Here is a 21,720-nt window from a genome sequence, read left to right on the forward strand (position 1 = left end):
GATAACGGTTTTATCAATGCCAACTGTTAAATATACAACAAATCCTTGCTTAATATTGAAACAATTATCTTATTCAGCCACAAGTTCATGCTGAAAATATGCATCAAAACGGCAGGCATCACCCTGCCATTGATGATGAGGTTGTTTTTCTGCCAAAAACACCGCCAGACGTGGACGTTTGACCACCACACGTTTGGCAATTTTTTGCGCCAATTCCAACAGGTTATCTCCCAGATCCATTTCGCCATCTTCAGGCAAAAGCATGTGCAAGAGCTGCATCTGTTTTTTGACTTGCGCCTGTTTCTTAACCGCCTGCTGGTTCTGATCCCGCTGCGGGAACATCGGATCCAGATAGACCACATCTACAGTTCGATGCTGCTCGGCTTGCTGCTTCAGATAATCGGCTGAATCAGAAAAGACCAGTTGAATCCGTGATACGACTTGACTCAGGAATGCATCAGATTGTGCACGGGTATGGGTATCTTCAAGTAAAGTAAATAATATGGGATGTCGTTCGACCAGCGTGACTTGGGCACCTAAATGCGCCATCAATAAACTGTCATGTCCCAGACCCGCGGTGGCATCGATCAAGCTCGGTTTCTCGGCTAAATGACAGGCACGTGCAATCATTTCAGATTTTAAAGAAGCACGTTTTAAGCGTCCGGTCTCGGCTTGCCAGTCTGGTTGCATTTTCATGCCATGGGCACAAAGCCAAAGTCCATTCTCATCTACACATAAGGCCAGTTCAGGATTCAGACGAAAGAAACGTGCATTAAGTTTTTCAACCGTTTCAATTTCGACCTGCACCCCACGAGAAGAAAGCACAGCCCCGAAGTGCTGTGCTTTCTCTTGATCGTCAGATTCGGCATATAAGCGAATCGCGCTTACCATAATTTCCAACCTGTATAGGCAAATAATAAAATCAGCAGACCCGAAGCAATACGATACCAGGCAAAGATCATAAAGTCGCGTTTAGCGACATAGGCCACCAGCGCGCGGATGAGTAACAATGCCGAAATAAAAGAAACCAGAAGACCGACCCCGATCACGGCCCAGTCTTCAGTAGTATTTAGCACATCATAACTTTGATAAAGGTCTAGCAGGCCGGCACCAATAATGACCGGAATACCCAGAAAGAATGAGAATTCAGTCGCGGCCTTACGTGATACACCCAGAAACATCGCACCGATAATGGTCGCACCTGAACGGGAGGTTCCCGGAATCAAGGACAAGACCTGAATCAAACCAATCCAGATGGCATCTTTAATACTGAGATCTTCAACTTCATGTGCACGAACTTGAGGCGGATGTTTTTCAATCCAGATAATGATCAGGCCACCCACAATCAAACCAATGGCAATGGCAATATCATTAAACAGAAACTGTTTGACCGTTTGCCCCAAGGTCAGTCCAATCAATATAATTGGAATCGAGGCCAAAATCAGGCCAATCCCTAAGCGACGACCCTGTGGCTCACCGCTGACAATTCCGGTTGCTGCTCCCCAAAGACGGGCCCAATATTCATAAATTACCGCTGCAATGGCACCCATTTGAATGGCAATGACGAATACATCACTCTTTTCCTTGGTCCAGAAATTCATTAATTCTGATGCCAAAATTAAATGGCCAGTACTGGAAATCGGCAAAAATTCGGTAATACCTTCGATAATACCCATGATTGCCGCTTTGAGTAGCAGTAAAAGATCCATGCTTTATCCTAATTAATTATGCTTTGCCTTGTTCAGGAATTTTTTTCCACGCGTTATCACGTAAATAGACCGGCAGCGCCAATTCTGCACTGACCCAGTTTTCTGTGTGTGCTGCTGCACGTGCGATGCTGGCAATATCCTGTGCGGTCGCATGCACATTTTTATACATTGAAGCTTCAGTTTGTACCAGCTCAGCACCAGAGCCCACCGGCGTAAACCGAACAGCCTGACTGCCTTCGACATAACTTAATAATTGTTCTTCATCGACCGGCTGCATGATCCCCTCTGCATCCAGTTGATAGCTCGCGATATAAACTTCGCTCATGCGTGCATCTAAGACGGCAGAAACTTCGCTTAAACCATGTACACGGTAGGCCGCCTGCGCCAAGGCCTGTAAAGTCGACACCGGAATCACCGGCACATCATTTGACCAGGCCAGCGCCTGCGTGACTGCGGCATTAATCCGCACGCCGCTAAAAGAACCCGGACCACGACTAAAAGCAATCGCGGTTAAATCGCCAATCGTCAATCCAAGATCTTGCAGACCTTGTTCAATCATTGGGAGAATCGTTTGCGTTTGTGCCTTGGCGCGCGCATCAAGCTGAAAAAATAGTTCTTGAGTATCATCGATCACAGAGACGGAACACTGCTCATTGGCAGTCTCCAATGCCAGCACTTTCATGCACAACCTTAATTCAGAGAATATAAAAAACGCGGATATAATACTCCACTCATATCCGCTACGCGAGATTTTCCCGAAACAGATACAAAAATGCCTAGAAAATTCTAGGCTTATCATGATTTTTTAGAACATCGTATTAAAGCTGAATTTGTTCCAGATCCTGAAATTTCTGAAAATGCCCGGCATAGTGCAGGGCACTCATTTTCAGCTTTTGAATACTGTCTTGATCCAGCGTTTTCACCACTTTGCCCGGTGAACCCATCACCACCGAATTATCCGGAATGATCTTGCCTTCAGGAATCAGGGCATTGGCACCAATAATACAATTCCTACCAATCACCGCATGATTCAGAATCACCGCCTGAATCCCGATCAGGCTGTTATCACCAATGGTACAGCCATGTAACATGGCCTGATGTCCGATGGTGACATAATTTCCAATTTGCATCTCAATACCGGCATCGGTATGCAGCACGGCATTTTCCTGCACATTGCTGAAATCACCCAGTTTGATTTTACTGTTATCTGCCCGTACCACGGCACCAAACCAGATGCTGACCTGCTGCCCGAGTTCGACTTGTCCAATTACTGTTGCAGTTGGTGCGACCCAGCCATCCCATGGCTGCTGTGTAGCAGTCGGTGTGTGTCCCTGAAATTTATACAACATTGATAAAATCCTGTTCAATGGTTAAAAAAATTTGGAGCGTTTAAAACTTGGTGAATTGAGCAGGAATGGCCAGTCTTTTTTATAATCCAATCCATACTGGAACAAAGAAATCAGCATACGTGCCGTCAATCCCCAGACCACTTCATTTTCTACCCGCATACTTGGAAAATATAAAGATTGCTGGGCAAAGCGGACTTCATAAGGTGTGGGCGTGGCTTCAAGCAAATGTTGCAATGAGGCAAAGAAAATCCGGTCGATTTCCGTTGGTTGCGGAATCAGCTGCACTTGCGGCGGAATCAGCCCGACAATCGGCTTAACCAGCATGCCATTACGGGCTTTCTGCATGGGCAAGTCCCCCATCAGCTGCACATCAAAGGGATTTAATGCCGTTTCCTCATAGGCTTCTCTTAAAGCCACGACAATATTGCTGGTATCTTGTGGATCGCGCTTGCCACCCGGAAACGAAACCTCTCCGGCATGATTATTCAAATAGGCCGAACGGCGGGTCAGCAATACTTTGGGATCAGCTTCATCGGTGATCGCAATCAACACGGCAGCATGCGCAGATCGAATACGCCTGGAAAAGCGTAATCGTTGCTGCAACTTTTGTGTCAACTCACGCGCATCCATTCTTTCAGCCCTAGCCATGATCATAATTTCATCATAGCTGATTTTTGATTCAGCGGGATAGAAATGATGCCAAATTTTGATTTTTCAGTTATCCTGAGCTTACTTTTATCATTGATGATGAATATGAACTTCTGTGTGAATTGTGGACATAAAACGACCGAAAAAATTCCTTTGGGCGACCAACAAATCCGCAGCGTGTGTAATTCATGTGGCTCTATTCATTATATTAATCCAAAAGTCATTTGTGGCGCGCTGGTACTCTGGGACAATAAAGTCCTGCTGTGCCGCCGCGCCATTGAACCGCGTTACGGTTTATGGACTTTACCTGCCGGCTATATGGAACTGTTTGAAACCATGGAGCAAGGTGCTGCACGGGAAACCCGTGAAGAAGCTGAAGCCGAAGTGGAGATTGAGCAGTTGTACTGTATGTATAACATTCCGCGTATTGGCCAGATTTATGTGCTGTTCAAAGCCAATCTGATTGATGGAAAATTTGGTGCTGGTGAGGAAACCATCGAAGCACGTTTATTCGATGAAGCAGATATTCCGTGGACCGAGCTGGCTTTCCCAAGTGTAGAACATACACTAAGACATTATTTTGCAGACCGTAAAAATAATATTTTCCCGATGCATTTAGAAACCTTAGGTTCGCGTCTGGATCATACCGGTTAAATCCAATAGATTGAGCGCGCATAAAAAAATCCCATACGCAGATGGGATTTTTTTATTTATGGGACATTACGCTTTAGCTTTGACGCGATAACAATCTGCAAGTTTAAACTCAACAGACCCACCGCTTCGTTTGGCCAGACCAATATCGTCAGGCGTTTCATCCTCATTATTATTGTTATAAATTTTCTGGAAACTGGCATAGGTATTGGCCCATTGCACGCCGTCTCCGACCGAATTCAGGAAGGTGACCCGCCCATTCTGACCGGCAGCAGTATCCAGTACATTGGACAAATTCAGCAGAGCACCGCCAATCACAATCGAATCATTTGAATTTGGTGAAGACTGGATGCGTGAATCGACCCCAACCAATGCACCATTCAAATCCCCTAATTTTACATTGGCCAAAATCAGACGCATCGAAACCGATTTATCTCGAACAAATGCACGGCCTAAAGTTCCAAGCCGGTATTGCTGTACGCCATTCAATAATAAATTGTTATCAAGCACATCGCCCTCACAGCCTGTTATTGGGTCGGTCGCAAGATTATTCTCAGATTGCATATTGGTTCGCACATCACCATTACTATCAATCACAATCCCCAAAGTGACTGGACTGACCGTTGTATCACTAAACTTAAACTCCAGATTGGCATACATCGGGAAGATATACTTCTCCCCACTGGCTACATTCTGCTCTGTTTTAAATACCGCACGATCCAGATAGCTGATTGGGAAAATTTTATATAAATCAATACTTCCATTATATTGATCACCATCTGCATCCAGACGCCATGCCCCTAAACTGGCTTGATCAGATGCATCCAGCTGTGTTTTTCCAGTGACCATCTTATAGAAAGCTTCTTTACCCGCAATTACATAATCATTCAGCAAACTACCCCGATACAGTTCAAGTGGCGTAGCGTTATTTGCGACATTTAAACGATAAGGTGCAGTAATCGTTTTGCTGGTAGGATGAATCCATGAACTTTGCGGATCGGCCGTCATTTGTGCAGGTTTCACATTACGAATGAGTTCAGCATTAATTCCACCCAGTGAAGATAGATTTTTTGCGGGCAGTTTTAACTGGCTATCACGCCATTGCAGGCCACTGCCAAAGGTATAACCCTGACGGTCTGTGATTAGCATAAAATGACCAAATAGATGTTTGGTAGTCTGATCTTTAATATCACAAGGTGTTTTATTGCATCCCACCAGTCCATCTGAACCCGACTGGATGCTACCAATCACACCAGAGGTTGAAAATAGTGAAAATTCCGGCTGATAAACCGCGGCATTGGCAATGGTTACCAGTTTTTTCACTGTAGCAAAAGCAGCTTCATCAGAAATCTGGTCAACATCGATAAAATCCTTAATTTTTGTGGCGAAGCTAGCATCCGTCAGACTGATATTTCCACTCACTTTAGCCAAGTCTTTACGCATTTCTTCGGTAATATACAAAGGCTGCACATCCGTTGGATTCACAATACGGCCTTCTTGTATCGCCAGAGCTTGCAGAATTTTCACCAGACGCATGGCAACCTGAACTGTAGGATCATTCTGATCTAAGTTATTTACCTGACGTCCAGTAATTCCTTTTGCAATATCGACCACACTTAAACGTGGGAGCTGAGTCTGGGTACTAAAGGTGGCATAATCGCTCAGCTTAAGTTTGCCGAGAGTAATTTTGCTTGAACTAAAACTCTGAATATAAAATTCAACCTCATCCGTCTTTTGACAGGTTCCGGATGCCACGCCAGCATTACTATCAAATAGAGTAATGAAGGTATTTTCTTTATCGCCACTACAATTAAAATTCAAGCCATCCAGCGGATATTCAAGCCCCCATTCCACACAATTATCTGTCCCTGCTGTACAGGTTCCATTGGTCGTGGCTTCATTATTTTTTTCTGGAATCACATTGGCACTCTCCCCACCACATCCTGCGAGTGCAGCCAAAAGTGTAGTTAAAGCAAATGGATATAATATTTTATTTTTCATCTTGTTATACTCGAATAGTCCTTATCGAATGGCGACTAATTTTAGTTGTCCATAATTAGTGAGCATCTTGTCTTCAACATCGATTGCTGAGGCTAAAGGCGTCAATAACACATACTCACTTTGCGCAGGGATCTGAATAATGCCTTCAATACGCTCATGTTGAATAATATTTGCTTGTCCTTCCTGGTTTTTAAAACCACCCGCTCCTTCCATAACACAGCCTCTATTGTCTAAAAAGACCACAAAAGGCCAATAATAAGTAGGATTTTTTTGGCGTGAAGCATAAGAGTTAATCTGAATATTCTTGATATCAGACTGTAATTGCACGACTTCAAAATCAAACTCGTCTGATTTCAAAGGCGCACGAGGCCATAAATTGACTTCTTTTTTAAGGCTGATCTGTTTGGCTTTTTTGATTTTTTTGTCATTAAAGCACTGTTTTCCCAAACTCTCTCTAGTTTCAGCTTGTGAAATACGGTAATAACTTTGTGCCAGCACCACTGGACCTGTATCCAGTGTAGGCGTTTTAAATAAGGATGTTAATACTGATTGACCAAGCCCTTTTTCACGCTCAATGGTCTGGATTCGGGTAAAGCCGATATTTTTATCTACCACGCCCTCGGGCATACTGTAGAAACGTTTCCTGCCTTCTAGATTAAATTCTTTATTCTCAAGATATTCACTGTCTACATAGTCCACGCCTTCAATCTGACTGAATCCGGTTTTCTGTAGCATCGGGCTTGAAGCGGGTGTCATGGCCTTAGGCATTTGAGTCAATTGGGTTTCAGATCTTATTAATGGCTTAGATTCTGTCAGTTCTTTCACAATCTGCGGTTGTACTGGTTGTACTGGTTGTACTGGTTGTACTGGTTGTACTGGTTGTACTGGTTGTACTGGTTGTACTGGTTGTACTGGTTGTACTGGTTGTACTGGTTGTACTGGTTGTACTGGTTGTACAACCAGATTATGGTCTGACTTAAGTTCTGCTGGTCTATTTTCTAGGGCTGATACTGTTTCTAAGTTTTGCTTTACAGGAGGTGACTGAACCACTGCAACTGCTATTTTTTTCGATGCTAGAGATTTTTCTTCTGTTTTTTTCTGTGGGTTATGATTACGTGGCACGACTAATGGTCGCCCATCTGGACCGATAATAGTAATAAATTCTCTGGCGCTTGTATAAAAAGATAAGGGTACCAGACTTAATGCCAGTACCACTTTCAATCCAATTTTTTCTGTCTTGATCATTTCTTCCTTACCAACGAGTGCGATAGTTCAAACCTAAAATGGTAATCTTGGTATCTGTTTTCACGTTTAAACCTGCATATGGGTTTAATAACAGGTTATTCACGCCGGTCTGGTTGGCTAAACTACTGGTATTTGCTGGAATTTGATCTTTACTGCGCAAGAAACCAATCGAGAGATCCAAATCAGTATCTGCATCAAAACGATAACCCACACCTAATCCAAATAGCTGTGCACCATTAATAGGAACCATCGTATTGCGCTTATTTTTTGGAATAGCGCTGGTTCGTGGCTCATAACCTGCGCGAAGTTTTAAACGGTCGGTGGCGGAATACTCCATCCCGATTCCGAAATTCCACGGCGATTCGAATCCCATCGGCAAAGCCAACGTGGAATCAGTGACATTAGCAGACAAGATTTTGGCAATTTTTAAGGCTGAAATGGTACGGTCAAACTCGAACTTAAACTCATCCCAAACCTTGTAGTCTGTCCAGCCAATATCAAAATTTACCTGCAAATCTGGCATGACTTTATATTTGATACCTGCCTGAAAATGCGCCGGATATTCAAAATCCATCGACACCAAACCAGACTCACTGGATGGAATATAATTAGGAAACCCAAGAATTGCTGCCAGAATCTGACCCGTCGGTGAAGTCATTAAACCCTTGATCATTTCCTGTGGTGCTTTGGCATTATCAATATGATATTTACCTTTTAAGCGCATTTTTGCCGCACTTTGGTAGACCATACCAAAACTGAAATCTTCGCGTGGCTCCCACAATATCCCGAGGTTATAGCTTGGACTTAAATTCTGTTCAAGCTCCAGTTGCATCTGACCAAACTTGCCAAATGGGTTCATTCCCTCATCCGCATTACAGATCCCCAGCAACAGAATATCGGTAATAATGTCGGAGTTTTCTTTAAATGGTGTACAGACAACTTCATCGATCATACGCAACATCCCGATTAGCTCATTCGGGAAACGTAAATCTGTTTTCATCCCAATGGCTTGATAGGACATTCCGACAGAAGCACCAATGGACAGTTGGTCATTGACCTCATAACCAATCGATGGAGACAGGTAAGTAATCCGCTCCAAAGCAACTTGCTGGCCCATAAAGTTTGCCGGATTACCATCTTCATGACCGAAACCAGCGACTAAAGGCGCATATACCGCTGTTGCATAGGTCGCTTTAGATCCAGGCGGGTTATAAGCAATCCCCATGGTGGGCGCAGCCAAAGGGAGACCTTCGCCTAAATCCACCATCTTTTTCAGAAAAGGGACATACAGGCTGACATATTCCACATCACCACTGACCGGCCCTTTAAAATCAGTACATAAATCAGATGAAACTTCCGGTCCATCATTACAGACGATAGGGTCATCAGAATAGCCAAATACGTTATATCCAGCCGGCACTGTAAACTCCCGCTGGATATCAAAATTCGCCACAATAATCTGCTGTTCGGTTTGCAAACCATCAATTTTAGTTAGAGCAGCCGGGTTAAAGTGAATGGCATTGACTCCCGGGGGATCCGCCGTAACTGCATTCCCCATGGACAATGCACGTAAATCAACCGAAAGGTTGGTTCCCAATTGTGCAAAGGTATAACTTGAACAGCCCGCAAGAATAATTCCTGTTAATAACGGGCTAAGTCGAATGTTTTTCATACGACACCCCTATTAACTGATTTTTTTACCAAAACCTAAAATATCAAGCGGGAATGACAACCCCAACGAAACATCAGGCGCATCTTCGGTCAGCCCTAAGCCGACGGTACCATTTACAATCGTTTCTGGAGAGACTCGCACCCCTAATGAAATTGCCAAGGTGGAACTGGTCTGATCCGCGGCAGAGTAGCTTTCTCCTGTGTTATAGCTAAACTCAGCTCCCGTATTAAAGCTTTGCTGATAGGACATGGTCATCGAAACGTCATAGTTAAATGAGTATGCGAAACCGAATGCAAAACCCCCACTAATCCCCGGTTCAAACTCTTCAATAATGCGATAACCGCGACGCTGGTTCAGGCCTGATTCTTTAAAACCATAGTTTGCAGAAACGGAGGCAAACAGCACGACCGGATCGATGTATTTACGTGTACTGGCACCCACTCCTGCTGAGTAATAGCCCTTCCCTGCTGCCAGATCTGTCGCTGCATTGATTTCATAAGGACTGTCGCCCGTTTTTGTTGATAAATTACCAAATAAAATTAAAGGTAAACGGCCAGCTTTTAATGGAAATGGTTCCCAGCGTGCCCCAACACTGATATCACCTAGTCCGGCAGTCGAAGTGTCTTTTAACAAGTCGGTCTTGGCCACTAAAGGCAAGGATGCAGTTAAGGTCAGGTTATCTTTCACCCCATATTGGAATGTGAAAGTATTGGTCAAACTATGCGTGGCATTCTCTTGTACACGAAGTTGATATAGTTGACCCTGAGCCATTTCAATATCAAGTTGAGTGTCACGATAGTAGGTATAATCGATATCGTAATATGATGAAATATCACCTTTTTTAATGAGTGAGTACTGACGTTCATTTGAAGTAAATACTTCTTCCAGATTAGCTGCCTGGGTAGCATCACCTTCCTGTTTCTGTAAAGCTTGGGATGCATCTGCTACTTGTTTAGTCTGAGCCTCTACCGGTGCGGCAGTTTCACTCACTGCTTCTTCAGCTGTTTCATATCCACCGAGTTCCGGCTCTTGTGCAGCCTGTGTTTCCACTTGCTCAGTCTGGGCCTGTACAGGTACAGCAGTTTCAACAATAACTTCCTCATCAACCGTTTCGTATTCACCCAGTGTCGGCTCTTCTGCAGCAAATGCAACGCCCATAACCATTTGAATGCTCAGTGCCAAGAACGTCTTGTTCATCCATTTACTGTTCATATCCATTTCACCATTTTAATTTTTATTACTATTTTTCATTTTATTTATTCTTGTAATACAATCTCAGGAAATTATATTGATATTCTCCAAATTTTTCTGATTCTATATTACGATTACGGTCCATACGGATCGTCGAGGCTTTATCGGCAATTTTATCCATATAGAACTGTGGATACTGCATGTCGACCAAGGCATAACGATTAATCGTGGCATCTTCCACATGGCGCATGTCGGCTTCTTTCAATGCCAGAAAGTTTTTACGATATTGTTCAGGGACATTAATCAGGAATAATGTATTATTTTCCCAAACATCCTGAAAACGCCGCTCGTCAAAACTGATATTACCGAGTGCTGGATCTGCGACATACACCCGGCCATTTTTATAGCCTTTATAAACTACGAAATGTTTGAATCCGGCATAAGAAATTGGAACAATAGCAGGCTGATCTTGATTAACTAAATCTTTGAACTCTCCTCGATAGCCTCCGCTTTCTAGCCCTAAAGCCGAGACAAAGCGCTTCATATCAAGTAAAGAGAAACTGCGGCGTTCAATAATTTTATCGGTTTCGCCGAATTTCATCAGTCCATTCATGACTTGCTGTTCATCTAGCTGTGTACCGATATAACCATTGAGTAGGGTGGTAAGGGCTGCTGAACCACAACTATAGTCATAGGCTTGACGTACAATGCCCTGAAATTGATCCAGAAGTGCAGGCTTTACTTGTACAGCTTCACGGTGCATACGCACAAAAGAGTCATTTCTTGAATCAAGAACTTCAGTATAGTGCACAGCGCCATTTGGCTGTTTTTTGATATCCAGAGCTTCTTTGGCAGCGTAATACATCAATGCCGAGCCCAACGCGATCTCTAACATAATTATTAACTTTTCTTATAATGGGCATGATACGCCTATTTTTCTTTTTATAGAGCATTCACTCTACTTCCTTGTAACTAGAAAGATACCTTCTTTTTCAAAAAAATACAGCATTTTTTTTATTTTTTGGATAAATGATTCAGTCATAAAAAAAGCGCGTGTAAACACGCGCTTTTATAAAGTAAATGTTAGTGGCCAGAAATGGTAATGATTGCACCTTTTGTATAAGTAAGCGGAGCTGGAGAGTAGAAAGTTTGCAAACCTTGAACTTCCATATCGCCAATTGATGACGTTGCGTTACGATTACCTAAATGAATACCTTGAATGTATTGATCTTTAGCACCCGTATCATTACTTACAATACGAATATGTGCTGCTTTACCCACAGTATTAGATGTGCCTACATAAGCATCATTAAATACTGAAATGTTTTGGCTAATCGTTAAATCATTAGACTTCGAATCTGCAATTTTAATACTTTCAATGAAGATCTCACCAGATTCACGTGTAGTTACTGGAGTTGTACCTGAAAGTCCCACAGTTACACCTTTAGTTGAATTATCCAGAATACCTAGATTTTTAATTTCTAGGCCACCAACCATTTTAGTATTCAGTTTGATCATCGCACCTTGAGGTGCGGCACCTAATTGGATATTTGCATCCATCACACCTGTTTTAACTTCTAAACCACTGAGGATATCATTTATAACCGCACCTCCACCTCGACGAATTGTATCTACATTATCACCTACACCTTTTACGCCAGATGCAGTTACACCAATTCGACCGATCTTGATATCAAGACCTGATACTTGTGCTGCAATATTAATGAAAGGATTAGCCCCCCCTGCACCAGCATCTGAATCAATCACCAAGTCAGCAAGATTACGAGATTGAAGTAAGTAAGCACCACCATCATCATAGTTAGCACCAATTACTACACCATGAGTTGCAGTAGTCGGATTAGCAAGAGCAGCGGCATCAGGAGCTACATCAGTCGTACCGCGAATAACGATTGCACCTGCCGTACCTGTCCCACCTTTATCAACAGCTAAACCGTCATTATCATGAATAAATAACTTTTCAATAGCGATTTTTGAAATACCGATCCCGATAGTAATGCCGCTTTGACCCGTTGTTTCGCTTAGAGATGCTTCATCCATAGCTTGCATCGCCATCGCATTGGCACTAAATGCAACTGAAGTCGCCAGAACTAATTTTGTGAATTTTTTCATTGTTTACTCTCCCAAGAGTAGTATTTTTTTTGGTTGTGAATCACTCAATGTTCACGCTGTATTTTTTATTTTCTGACAACGCAAAACATCTTTCCTTGAGTAATTTGCTTGCAGAACTAAGTTATCTCCGAGCAATCATTTGATCAACTGTTGTTGGTCGCAATCCAATGCTTACCGATAAACGGTATTTGATGATTTAAAAATATTTTCCTGTCTTCTTGATATAAAATAGCGAGTCATATTGAACTCTGCTTAACTGAATGACCGAAGCTCTCTATCATCGCCCCTTAAAATTTAAATCACCTCTGGTTGCAGATGTATTATCCGCATTAAAGACATTGGGGCATCTGGTGTATTTAAATAATAATGGTCAGCCTTTTATTGCCTGCTGTGCTCAAGAATATTTTATTGTGCAGCAATCACATATTCAGTCGTTTCAAAGAGTGGAAATTGAACAATATCAACCCAGATCATCTGAGTTTAGTTTGGAAATTGATGCATTAAGAAATCCTCACAAGAATGGATTTCATGGAGGTTATGTCGGTTTTATTGGCTATGATTATGCGGCTCAGCAATATATTCAGTATCCGGACCGCTCTCAACCTGGTTTATTTATCGGTCAATTTTCTTCCTATATTAAACTAAGCTCTGAGGGATGGATGTTCTATAGTGATGATCCACAGGCAGAGCAGATCTTCGATTATATTCAGAACTTACTTAATCAAAATAAAATTCGTCCGACGTTTCAGTTAATAAGCCCTTGTACTTCACGCTGGACCAAAACGGTCTACAGCAAGGCATTTCAGAAAATTCAGGATTATATTATTGCAGGTGACTGCTATCAGATTAATCTGACACAAGAATTTAATGGTCGTGCACAAGGTTCCCTCTTAGCAACCGCCCAAGCCTTCTGGACATTAACCGAAGCGCCTTATGCGGGTTATTTGCGTATTGGTGATTTTGAATTATTAAGCTGCTCACCCGAGTTGTTCATTGATTTTGAAACGAAGCGAAAAATTATTACCAAACCGATTAAAGGCACAATGCCCCGTTTTACTGATCCAGTGCTCGATGAACAATCCAGACAGACCCTAAAAGCCTCAGAAAAAGATCAGGCAGAAAATGTCATGATTGTGGATTTATTACGTAATGATTTAAGTGTTTATGCCGAAACGGGCTCGGTCAAAACACCGAAATTATTTAGTATTGAAAGCTTCAATCAAGTTCATCATATGGTCAGTGAAGTTGAAGCGACTTTAAAAGCAGATATCAATCCTTTTGAAGTACTCATGTCTGCTCTTCCAGGTGGCTCGATTACAGGCGCACCCAAAATTCGGGCCATGCAGATTATTGAAGAACTTGAGGGTACACCACGTGGTGCTTACTGTGGTTCTATGGGCTATTTCAATTTCGATGGCACTGGCTCCTGGAATATTCTGATTCGCTCGATTCAAAAGTATCAGGAAGATATTTCTTTATGGGCCGGTGGTGGTATTACCATTTCTTCAGATTGTGATGCGGAATATCAAGAATGCTTTGATAAGGTTTCAGCGATGCTGGATCTGTTAAATACCTGGTATCAGCCTGAATAACTAAAAAGTGAATTTTAAGGTTCGCTTTTTACTACAAATCCACCCCTTGCGAAGCAATGCTTCTCACCTTTAATAAAGGTGAGAATGCCTCCCTTTAAAACGGGAGGCTAGAAAGGATTTTAATTACACAAAATCTCATTTTTTAGCGTATCTACTAAACGCTGATTTTGCTCATCTGTACCAATCGTAATACGTAAGAATTGATTAATACGAGGTTTGTTGAAATAACGCACGATAATACCACGCTCACGTAACTCACTCGCGAGTTCACCTGCATCTTTAGATACGAATGTGGCAAAAATAAAGTTTGCACTCGAAGGTAATACCTTAAAACCAAGCTCATTCAGCTGAGCTACCAACTTTTCACGACTGGCAATGACTTTCTGATTTTGTGCCTCAAAGTATTCCTGATCTTCAAAAGAAGCCACCGCTGCCGCAATCGCAAAACGATCCATCGGATAAGAGTTGAAACTGTTTTTGACTGCTTCAAGTGCTGCAATTAAATGTGGCTGAGCAATGGCAAAACCCACACGTAATCCTGCAAGAGAACGCGACTTCGATGTAGTTTGACATACCACTAGGTTTTCGTATTTCTCAACCAGCTTGACTGCCGATTCAGCGCCAAAGTCGACATAGGCTTCATCAATCACCACCACTGAATCTGGATTGGCTTGCAGAATTTCTTCAATCGCAACCAAACCAAGATCAATACTGGTTGGCGCATTCGGATTAGTGATGATAATGCCGCCATTGGCTTGTTTATAATCATCTACCACAATTTCAAAGTCATCATTGAGTGGTAAAATTTTGGTTTTTACCCCAAAGAACTGACTATATACCGGATAGAAACTATAGGTGATGTCTGGATAAAGCAATGGCTGTTCTTGAACAAAGAATGCTTTAAAAATGTGCGCTAAAACTTCATCCGAACCATTCCCGACAAAAACCGTCTCTACAGGCACATGTTGCTGTTTCGCAATGGCCTGTTTAAGTTCAGATGCATCAGGGTCAGGATAAAGACGCAGCACATCAGCTGAATTGGCCAATACCTGCTGCACTGCCGCAACCACTTTAGGCGATGGCGGATACGGATTTTCATTGGTATTCAGTTTTAAAATATTCTGGATTTTTGGCTGTTCACCCGGCGTATACGGTTCTAATTCACGTACGTCAGGACTCCAAAAACGCATTTGTTCTGTGGTGATATTCATTTTTAAATTCTCAAAGTTCCCTCTCCTAACCTCTCTTACATTCACTTTAAAACAATGCTTAAAGCTCATTCAGAGAGAGGAATATTCATTCTTTATAATATTTCCCCTCTCCTTAGTAGGAGAGAGTTAGGGAGAGGTTTTATATTTTTAATTACTGGTAACGATAACGCGCCGATCTCGCATGCGCATCCAGATTTTCCTGCTGTGCCAAAATATCTGCTGTTTTCGCCAAGGTTTTAACACCCTCTTGTGAACACATGATCAGGCTTGATCGCTTCTGGAAATCATAAACCCCCAGCGGTGATGAAAAACGTGCTGTACCTGAAGTTGGCAAGACATGGTTTGGCCCGGCACAATAATCACCAATCGCTTCAGGGGTGTAACGACCCATGAAAATCGCGCCTGCATGGCGAATATCTTCTGCCATCTCTTGTGCTTCATCTAAACATAGCATGAGATGTTCTGGCGCCACTTGGTTAATCAGCTCAGCACCTTCAGCACGGTCTTTTACCAATACCAAAGCACCCCGGTTCTCAATTGAAGTACGTGCAATATCTGCTTTCGGTAATGCTTCTAAGTGTTTTTCAATCCACTTTTCAACAGCATCTAAAAGTGCTTCATCAGGTGTAATGAAAACGGCTTGTGCCACAGTGTCATGTTCAGCCTGTGACAATAAGTCCATCGCCAACCATTCAGCGTTATTCTCGCCTTCGGCATAGACCAGAATCTCAGAAGGGCCTGCAATCATATCGATACCGACCTGACCAAACACCGCACGTTTTGCTGCAGCCACAAACCGGTTACCTGGACCAGTAATTTTATCGACAGGTGGTACGGTTTCTGTACCATATGCGAGTGCTGCAACGGCTTGTGCACCACCAATCGTAAAGACACGTGTTACGCCAGCCAAATATGCAGCAGCCAATACCAATGGATTGAGTTCACCATTCGGGGCAGGCACCACCATAATAATTTCAGGGACACCCGCCACATGTGCAGGCACTGCATTCATCAGTACTGAGGATGGATAAGATGCCAGACCACCCGGCACATAAATCCCGACACGATCCAGTGGAGTCACTTTCTGACCGAGCGTATTCCCCAAAGCATCGACATAAGTCCAGCCATCTTGTTTTTGGGCCTGGTGAAACTCACGCACACGCGCTGCAGCTAATTCCAGTGCTTCACGAACTTCAGTCGTTAAACCTTCAAAGGCAGCTTTGAGCTGCTCTTGTGTCAGTTCTAGCTCTGAAAATTGATGCGCCGGATGTCGATCGAACTGTTGAGTGAGTTTAAGAACATGTGCATCACCATGCTGACGAACATCAGCAATAATTTGATCTACAGTTTTTAAAAGTTCAGGATCATTCACAGTCTCAAAAGCCAACAAGTCAGCAAATGCTTGCTTGAAGTTTTGATCTTGGGTCGATAAACGTCGCATCAATTTACCCATCAGGTTTGAATTCGAAGGCTTTAGTTTACCTGTTTTCTAGGCTTTTGTCGGCAGACATAGTGCTCTAGCTCTATGAGTTTTATTGAAAATAGCTTTGGGTAAAATTGATGAAAGGATTTAAATAGAATCTGATATATAGAGAAATAAGAAACCGCCCGGATTGGGCGGTTTCTTAAGCAATCAATTTTAAGCCTGTTTTGCCTTTTCGCGTTCTTCGACTGCTTTTTCAAGCTGAGCCAGAATCGGATTTAACAAGGCTTGCTTACGTTTGAAGCTGGCTTTATTGACGATTAAACGTGAAGAGACTTTACAGATTTCTTCAAGTGGCTCTAAACCATTGGCACGTAAGGTATTACCAGTATCGACCACATCGACAATGTAATCGCCCAGACCGACCAATGGTGCAAGTTCCATTGAACCATACAACTTGATCACATCGACTTGCTCACCCAAGCTGGCATAGTATTGCCGGGTTAAATTCACGTACTTGGTCGCAATTTTCAAACGACCTTTAGGACGCTGCATCCCGACTTTACCAGCTGTCATCAATTTACAAACCGCAATTTTCAGGTCTAATGGTTCATAGACATTTTGCGCACCATGTTCCATCAATACATCTTTACCCGCTACACCAATATCGGCTGCACCATTTTCTACATAAGTCGGCACATCAGAAGCACGTAAAATTAAAATACGAACCTGTTTATGCGTAGTGGGGAAAATCAGTTTACGTGATTTATCCGGATCTTCCAGTAAATTAATCCCTGCTGTTTCAAGCAGTGGCAATGTTTCTTTTAAGATACGACCCTTACTTAATGCCAAAGTTAAACCATGATCAAAATTGCCCATTACGTCAAAGTTTGGATCATCGTTTCTCATATCGCTCATTAATTTACTCGCTTAATTTGGGCACCTAAACTTTGTAACTTTGCTTCTACATTTTCATAACCGCGGTCAATGTGATAAATACGGTCAATCAGTGTTTCACCTTCAGCGGCAAGTGCTGCCAGTACCAAAGAGAAAGAAGCACGTAAATCTGTTGCCATTACGGGTGCGGCAGAAAGTTTTTCTACCCCAGTTACGACAGCATCATTACCTTCGACCTGAATGTTTGCCCCCATACGGGCCAACTCAGGAACATGCATAAAACGGTTTTCAAAAATCGTTTCTGAAATTGTCGCAAAGCCTGCAGCAATGGCATTTACAGCCATGATCTGGGCTTGCATATCAGTTGGAAATTCTGGATGTGGCAAGGTCTGGAAGCTCACGGCTTTCGGACGTTTACCCAGCATATCTAACTCAATCCAGTCGTCGCCACGAGTGACTTCTGCGCCCATTTCTTCAAATTTATCCAGCACAGCTTCCATGAGAGATGGATCGGTGTGTGTGGTTTTGATACGACCACCTGTGATTGCAGCCGCCGCCAGATATGAACCCGTTTCAATCCGGTCAGCCACCACTGCATATTCACAGCCATGCAGACTTTCAACACCAGTCACGATTAACGTATCGGTATCCAAACCTTCAATTTTGGCCCCCATCTTGATCAGCATTTGCGCAAGATCAGTGATTTCAGGCTCACGTGCTGCATTGCGAATTGTGGTCACACCATCGGCCAAGACTGCAGCCATCAGAATATTTTCTGTACCACCGACAGTCACCATATCGAAAACGACTTCGCCACCTTTAAGACGGCCATCGACTTTGGCATGCACATAGCCTGCTTCAACTTCAATTTCTGCACCCAAAGCTTCCAACGCTTTTAAATGCTGATCAACAGGACGTGAACCAATTGCACAGCCACCCGGCAAAGACACTTTTGCACTACCATAGCGCGCCAATAAAGGACCAAGCACTAAAATAGAAGCACGCATGGTTTTCACGAGCTCATATGGTGCAAACTGGTTATCTAATGTCGAGGTATCCGCAGTAACGGTATCGCCTTCATAAGTCATGGTGATCCCAAGACCGGCAATCAGCTTCACCAATGTATTCACATCTTTCAGATCAGGAACATTTTTGAGCGTAATTGGCGTATCGGCAAGAATCATTGCTGCTAATAATGGAAGCGCGGCATTCTTAGCACCAGAAATACGCACTTCACCTTCGAGCTTGATACCGCCCTGAATTAAAAATTTATCCATTAATTTATTAAGCTCCAAATAAGCTTGCTTTGCGCCATTCTTCTTTTGTCATTGCTCGAATTGTCACTGCGTGAACTGCACCACTGGCAATATGGGCATTGAGAGGAGCATAAACAGCTTGTTGACGTGCAACTGGACGCTTACCTTCAAATTGATCATCCACAATACGGAGATCAAATTTTCCGCCCTGACCACTCACAGCAACATCCGCCTCGGGAAAAGCGGCTTCTAAAATTTCAGCGAGCTGTTCATTATTCATCACAAGACCTCTTATAGGACTAAGGGTGTAAAACGAGCCATTTTACTATAAATAGCAAAAATAATTCATGGATCCATACATTATATATATAAAAAAAAGAGGCTTTTAAAACCTCTTTTTCATCATTTGTCCTTTACAAAGCCAAAGCATGCTGCTGTAAATGTATTTCCCGATATCGATCGATCTGGCGTTTTAATTTTTCTGTCAGAAGTTTAATGGAAGTATACATATCATCTGCTGTGGCATGGGCAAAAAACTCGATGCCCGGCAATCGGATAATCGCTTCTGCGATATGATTACTACTGCCTTTTCTGGAGCGTTTATCAATTTGATGATCTTTAGAGAGTTTTACTTGCATACTATTCACCTGATCAAGATGCTTGGTCATTTGTGAAAATTTGGTTTTTATACGTTCTTCAATTGCTGGCGTAATAGATAAATGATGTCCACGAATTGTTATTTGCATAGTTCTATCCCTCACCTTCGTTAGGATTAGAAGAGTCACAATATAAAATAATTTAAATACAGAAACTTATAACTCAAAAATCGTATTTTAAGCACTGATTCAAATCATTTTCACTGTTCCTCAAAAGAAAAAAGATTCATTATGCTGTCATAATGAATCTTTAGAATAGCCAGATTTTAAATTTTAGATCAAGACCTTTCGCTCAGAAGATGAAGGAATATGTAACGATTCACGATATTTCGCCACCGTCCGTCGTGCCACATCAATCCCTTCATTTTTCAATATATTGGCGATTGCATTATCAGACAAAGGCTTACGGGCATTTTCTTCAGAAACCAGTTTTTTGATCTTGGCACGAATGGCTGTAGATGAAGCCTCTCCACCTGAAGTCGTACCCACATGACTCGAGAAGAAATATTTTAATTCAAATAAGCCGCGCGGCGTCAGCATATATTTATTGGTGGTCACACGAGATACGGTCGATTCATGCAATTCTACTTCTTCGGCAATATCTCTTAAAACCAAAGGTTTCATCCCTTCAGCGCCAATTTCCAAGAACATTTTCTGATGTTCGACAATACAGGTTGCCACTTTTAATAATGTTTTATGCCGCTCATCAACGCTTTTAATGAAATTTTTTGCTTCTAGCATCTGGTTACGTAAATATTGATTATCGTCACTTTGATCTGCACGACGAATCATTTTGGCATAGAAAGGATTGACGCGTAATTTTGGCAGTACATCCGGATTTAAATTGACATGCCAAGCGTTATTCTTTTTCATGACCACAACATCTGGCATCTGATAATCCGATTCTTTATTTTCAAATTCCAAGCCCGGGTGAGGTTTCAGAGTTTTTAATAAATCTACCGCATAGCGTAACTGCTCTGGATTTAGCCCGGTTTGTTTAATCAGTTTAGGAAGTTCATTACTAATCAGTAATTCATAATGTTGTAGAAGCTTGATTGCATCATTTCGGCAAGGCGTTGAGGCAGGTAAATGATCAAGCTGAACCAACAGACATTCTGCCAAACTTCTAGACCCTACACCCACCGGATCTAAACGCTGAATATGCTTTAATACGACCGCAACTTCATCATCTTCAATTTCCTCCTCACTCCCCATCAAGGATAGAAGATGTTGTACCGATGCAGTAATTTCAGTCAGCTCAGCATCTAAAAAGCCTTTGTCATCCAGGGAATCGACAATGCAATAAGCGATCAATTTATCAAGCTGTGAAAAATTTAACAGGTTAATTTGCTCAAGCATATATTCCTGTAAGCTCTGATGCCCTTGACGATTGTCTTCGCGCTCTTCGAATTCAGCCGCACCTAAGCTGGTAGGTTGATGAGTATAGACATCATCCCAATCGGTATCTACAGGTAGGTCATCGGGAAGGTGATCCGCATTGAGTTCATTAGTTAGGTCTTTGTGTTCATTATTTGATTCAAGTGTCGATAAGCGTTCAAGGGTAATCTGTTCTTCAACTTTTTCTAATAGAGGGTTACTATCAAGTTGCAGTTGAACTTCTTGTTCCAGTTCCAGACTCGATAATTGTAATAGCCGAATTGCTTGCTGCAATTGTGGAGTTAATGACAGCGAGTTCGCAATTTTTAAGCCCACTGATAATCTCATTATAACCCCCTTAATTAAAAATCTTGTTCTATAAGCAATTTTTATGCCGTTTTAATTTTTATAACACAGTTTTACCAAAAAACATACGAACTGGCTTTCAAATTCTTATATTTCCCAAATTAATAATTCTCAAATATTTGATTTACAAGAACAAAAAATACCCATTAACGATTCCGCTAAGGGGTATTTTGAGTAAATTCAGAATATTATTTTTACTTTTTAATTTTGCTATAAATTCCACACACAAAAAAACACCCCCTGCATAAGCAGGGGGTGTTTCGAATAATGAGCTGGCGATGACTTACTCTCACATGGGTAACCCCACACTACCATCAGCGCAAAGAGGTTTCACTTCTGAGTTCGG

At 42.3% G+C, this 21,720-nt stretch carries 20 protein-coding genes; 2 read left to right on the forward strand and 18 right to left on the reverse strand.

The annotated features are described in order from the left end of the window. Positions 1 to 69: 69 nt before the first annotated feature. The 5 genes from FTU44_RS10555 to FTU44_RS10575 form a co-directional block, all read right to left on the reverse strand. Positions 70 to 891 (reverse strand): class I SAM-dependent methyltransferase, encoded by an 822-nt coding sequence (locus FTU44_RS10555; RefSeq protein WP_218949991.1) that lies wholly within the window; start codon positions 889 to 891, stop codon positions 70 to 72. Continuing rightward, positions 885 to 1,709 (reverse strand): undecaprenyl-diphosphate phosphatase, encoded by an 825-nt coding sequence (locus tag FTU44_RS10560; protein ID WP_005095875.1) that lies wholly within the window; start codon positions 1,707 to 1,709, stop codon positions 885 to 887. Before FTU44_RS10560 ends, FTU44_RS10555 begins: the two co-directional genes overlap by 7 nt. A 16-nt stretch (positions 1,710 to 1,725) precedes the next feature. Further along, positions 1,726 to 2,391, reverse strand: a complete 666-nt coding sequence (tsaB, locus tag FTU44_RS10565; protein ID WP_180050644.1) for a tRNA (adenosine(37)-N6)-threonylcarbamoyltransferase complex dimerization subunit type 1 TsaB — start codon at positions 2,389 to 2,391, stop codon at positions 1,726 to 1,728. A gap of 136 nt (positions 2,392 to 2,527) precedes the next feature. After that, entirely contained in the window at positions 2,528 to 3,058 is a 531-nt protein-coding gene (locus FTU44_RS10570; RefSeq protein ID WP_180050646.1) for a gamma carbonic anhydrase family protein, read from the reverse strand. A gap of 21 nt (positions 3,059 to 3,079) precedes the next feature. Further along, a complete protein-coding gene (locus FTU44_RS10575) occupies positions 3,080 to 3,688 on the reverse strand; it encodes a CoA pyrophosphatase (RefSeq protein WP_005095870.1) in 609 nt (202 codons plus the stop codon). Positions 3,689 to 3,811: 123 nt separating this feature from the next. Between FTU44_RS10575 and FTU44_RS10580 the strand changes: the two genes are divergently transcribed. Continuing rightward, positions 3,812 to 4,360, forward strand: a complete 549-nt coding sequence (locus FTU44_RS10580; protein WP_167381261.1) for an NUDIX hydrolase — start codon at positions 3,812 to 3,814, stop codon at positions 4,358 to 4,360. Positions 4,361 to 4,426: 66 nt separating this feature from the next. Here FTU44_RS10580 and FTU44_RS10585 read toward each other — a convergent pair whose 3' ends face one another. The 6 genes from FTU44_RS10585 to FTU44_RS10610 all read right to left on the reverse strand — a co-directional run bounded on the left by FTU44_RS10585 (position 4,427) and on the right by FTU44_RS10610 (position 12,596). Continuing rightward, positions 4,427 to 6,358 (reverse strand): hypothetical protein, encoded by a 1,932-nt coding sequence (locus tag FTU44_RS10585; protein ID WP_005172495.1) that lies wholly within the window; start codon positions 6,356 to 6,358, stop codon positions 4,427 to 4,429. A 21-nt stretch (positions 6,359 to 6,379) separates the two neighbouring features. After that, entirely contained in the window at positions 6,380 to 7,603 is a 1,224-nt protein-coding gene (gene filE / locus FTU44_RS10590) for a putative pilus assembly protein FilE (protein WP_180050648.1), read from the reverse strand. A gap of 7 nt (positions 7,604 to 7,610) precedes the next feature. Beyond that, positions 7,611 to 9,275 (reverse strand): OmpP1/FadL family transporter, encoded by a 1,665-nt coding sequence (locus FTU44_RS10595; protein ID WP_005095864.1) that lies wholly within the window; start codon positions 9,273 to 9,275, stop codon positions 7,611 to 7,613. A gap of 12 nt (positions 9,276 to 9,287) precedes the next feature. After that, entirely contained in the window at positions 9,288 to 10,493 is a 1,206-nt protein-coding gene (locus FTU44_RS10600) for a hypothetical protein (RefSeq protein ID WP_074384085.1), read from the reverse strand. A gap of 34 nt (positions 10,494 to 10,527) precedes the next feature. Next, positions 10,528 to 11,361 (reverse strand): C39 family peptidase, encoded by an 834-nt coding sequence (locus FTU44_RS10605; protein WP_005095859.1) that lies wholly within the window; start codon positions 11,359 to 11,361, stop codon positions 10,528 to 10,530. A gap of 188 nt (positions 11,362 to 11,549) precedes the next feature. After that, positions 11,550 to 12,596, reverse strand: coding sequence for a DUF6160 family protein (locus tag FTU44_RS10610; protein WP_005172505.1), 1,047 nt, complete (start codon positions 12,594 to 12,596; stop codon positions 11,550 to 11,552). A 260-nt stretch (positions 12,597 to 12,856) separates the two neighbouring features. Between FTU44_RS10610 and FTU44_RS10615 the strand changes: the two genes are divergently transcribed. Next, positions 12,857 to 14,188, forward strand: a complete 1,332-nt coding sequence (locus tag FTU44_RS10615; RefSeq protein WP_180050649.1) for an anthranilate synthase component I family protein — start codon at positions 12,857 to 12,859, stop codon at positions 14,186 to 14,188. 119 nt (positions 14,189 to 14,307) lie between these two features. Here the strand turns inward: FTU44_RS10615 and hisC are convergent, their stop codons facing one another. The 7 genes from hisC to FTU44_RS10650 all read right to left on the reverse strand — a co-directional run bounded on the left by hisC (position 14,308) and on the right by FTU44_RS10650 (position 21,356). Further along, entirely contained in the window at positions 14,308 to 15,399 is a 1,092-nt protein-coding gene (hisC, locus tag FTU44_RS10620; protein ID WP_005095854.1) for a histidinol-phosphate transaminase, read from the reverse strand. A gap of 151 nt (positions 15,400 to 15,550) precedes the next feature. Beyond that, positions 15,551 to 16,852 carry a histidinol dehydrogenase gene (gene hisD, locus FTU44_RS10625; protein WP_081273097.1) on the reverse strand — a complete coding sequence of 434 codons (1,302 nt, stop codon included), beginning with the start codon at positions 16,850 to 16,852 and terminating at the stop codon, positions 15,551 to 15,553. Between the two features lie 186 nt (positions 16,853 to 17,038). After that, positions 17,039 to 17,740, reverse strand: a complete 702-nt coding sequence (hisG, locus tag FTU44_RS10630; protein WP_004646025.1) for an ATP phosphoribosyltransferase — start codon at positions 17,738 to 17,740, stop codon at positions 17,039 to 17,041. After that, the gene (gene murA, locus FTU44_RS10635; RefSeq protein ID WP_005172524.1) at positions 17,740 to 18,996 is read right to left on the reverse strand and encodes a UDP-N-acetylglucosamine 1-carboxyvinyltransferase; all 1,257 of its coding nucleotides are present in this window, start codon (positions 18,994 to 18,996) and stop codon (positions 17,740 to 17,742) included. The genes hisG and murA overlap by 1 nt, the downstream gene beginning before the upstream one ends. Positions 18,997 to 19,003: 7 nt before the next feature. Further along, the gene (gene ibaG / locus FTU44_RS10640; RefSeq protein ID WP_004730742.1) at positions 19,004 to 19,255 is read right to left on the reverse strand and encodes a BolA family iron metabolism protein IbaG; all 252 of its coding nucleotides are present in this window, start codon (positions 19,253 to 19,255) and stop codon (positions 19,004 to 19,006) included. Between the two features lie 133 nt (positions 19,256 to 19,388). Beyond that, the gene (hpf, locus tag FTU44_RS10645) at positions 19,389 to 19,721 is read right to left on the reverse strand and encodes a ribosome hibernation-promoting factor, HPF/YfiA family (protein WP_005172527.1); all 333 of its coding nucleotides are present in this window, start codon (positions 19,719 to 19,721) and stop codon (positions 19,389 to 19,391) included. A 183-nt stretch (positions 19,722 to 19,904) separates the two neighbouring features. Continuing rightward, positions 19,905 to 21,356: an RNA polymerase factor sigma-54 gene (locus tag FTU44_RS10650; RefSeq protein WP_180050651.1), complete on the reverse strand. Its 1,452-nt coding sequence runs from the start codon at positions 21,354 to 21,356 to the stop codon at positions 19,905 to 19,907. Positions 21,357 to 21,720 lie beyond the last annotated feature (364 nt).

Origin of the sequence: Acinetobacter sp. YH12105, assembly GCF_013419095.1 — a bacterium.
GTDB classification, from domain to species: Bacteria; Pseudomonadota; Gammaproteobacteria; order Pseudomonadales; family Moraxellaceae; genus Acinetobacter; species Acinetobacter pseudolwoffii.

What these genes read in the sequence shown, in the direction of transcription:
- FTU44_RS10555 (WP_218949991.1), bottom strand. Translation starts at nt 891, where the DNA reads ATGGTAAGCGCGATTCGCTTATATGCCGAATCTGACGATCAAGAGAAA.
- FTU44_RS10560 (WP_005095875.1), bottom strand. Translation starts at nt 1,709, where the DNA reads ATGGATCTTTTACTGCTACTCAAAGCGGCAATCATGGGTATTATCGAA.
- tsaB (WP_180050644.1), bottom strand. Translation starts at nt 2,391, where the DNA reads ATGAAAGTGCTGGCATTGGAGACTGCCAATGAGCAGTGTTCCGTCTCT.
- FTU44_RS10570 (WP_180050646.1), bottom strand. Translation starts at nt 3,058, where the DNA reads ATGTTGTATAAATTTCAGGGACACACACCGACTGCTACACAGCAGCCA.
- FTU44_RS10575 (WP_005095870.1), bottom strand. Translation starts at nt 3,688, where the DNA reads ATGGATGCGCGTGAGTTGACACAAAAGTTGCAGCAACGATTACGCTTT.
- FTU44_RS10580 (WP_167381261.1), top strand. Translation starts at nt 3,812, where the DNA reads ATGAACTTCTGTGTGAATTGTGGACATAAAACGACCGAAAAAATTCCT.
- FTU44_RS10585 (WP_005172495.1), bottom strand. Translation starts at nt 6,358, where the DNA reads ATGAAAAATAAAATATTATATCCATTTGCTTTAACTACACTTTTGGCT.
- filE (WP_180050648.1), bottom strand. Translation starts at nt 7,603, where the DNA reads ATGATCAAGACAGAAAAAATTGGATTGAAAGTGGTACTGGCATTAAGT.
- FTU44_RS10595 (WP_005095864.1), bottom strand. Translation starts at nt 9,275, where the DNA reads ATGAAAAACATTCGACTTAGCCCGTTATTAACAGGAATTATTCTTGCG.
- FTU44_RS10600 (WP_074384085.1), bottom strand. Translation starts at nt 10,493, where the DNA reads ATGGATATGAACAGTAAATGGATGAACAAGACGTTCTTGGCACTGAGC.
- FTU44_RS10605 (WP_005095859.1), bottom strand. Translation starts at nt 11,361, where the DNA reads ATGTTAGAGATCGCGTTGGGCTCGGCATTGATGTATTACGCTGCCAAA.
- FTU44_RS10610 (WP_005172505.1), bottom strand. Translation starts at nt 12,596, where the DNA reads ATGAAAAAATTCACAAAATTAGTTCTGGCGACTTCAGTTGCATTTAGT.
- FTU44_RS10615 (WP_180050649.1), top strand. Translation starts at nt 12,857, where the DNA reads ATGACCGAAGCTCTCTATCATCGCCCCTTAAAATTTAAATCACCTCTG.
- hisC (WP_005095854.1), bottom strand. Translation starts at nt 15,399, where the DNA reads ATGAATATCACCACAGAACAAATGCGTTTTTGGAGTCCTGACGTACGT.
- hisD (WP_081273097.1), bottom strand. Translation starts at nt 16,852, where the DNA reads ATGGGTAAATTGATGCGACGTTTATCGACCCAAGATCAAAACTTCAAG.
- hisG (WP_004646025.1), bottom strand. Translation starts at nt 17,740, where the DNA reads ATGAGCGATATGAGAAACGATGATCCAAACTTTGACGTAATGGGCAAT.
- murA (WP_005172524.1), bottom strand. Translation starts at nt 18,996, where the DNA reads ATGGATAAATTTTTAATTCAGGGCGGTATCAAGCTCGAAGGTGAAGTG.
- ibaG (WP_004730742.1), bottom strand. Translation starts at nt 19,255, where the DNA reads ATGAATAATGAACAGCTCGCTGAAATTTTAGAAGCCGCTTTTCCCGAG.
- hpf (WP_005172527.1), bottom strand. Translation starts at nt 19,721, where the DNA reads ATGCAAATAACAATTCGTGGACATCATTTATCTATTACGCCAGCAATT.
- FTU44_RS10650 (WP_180050651.1), bottom strand. Translation starts at nt 21,356, where the DNA reads ATGAGATTATCAGTGGGCTTAAAAATTGCGAACTCGCTGTCATTAACT.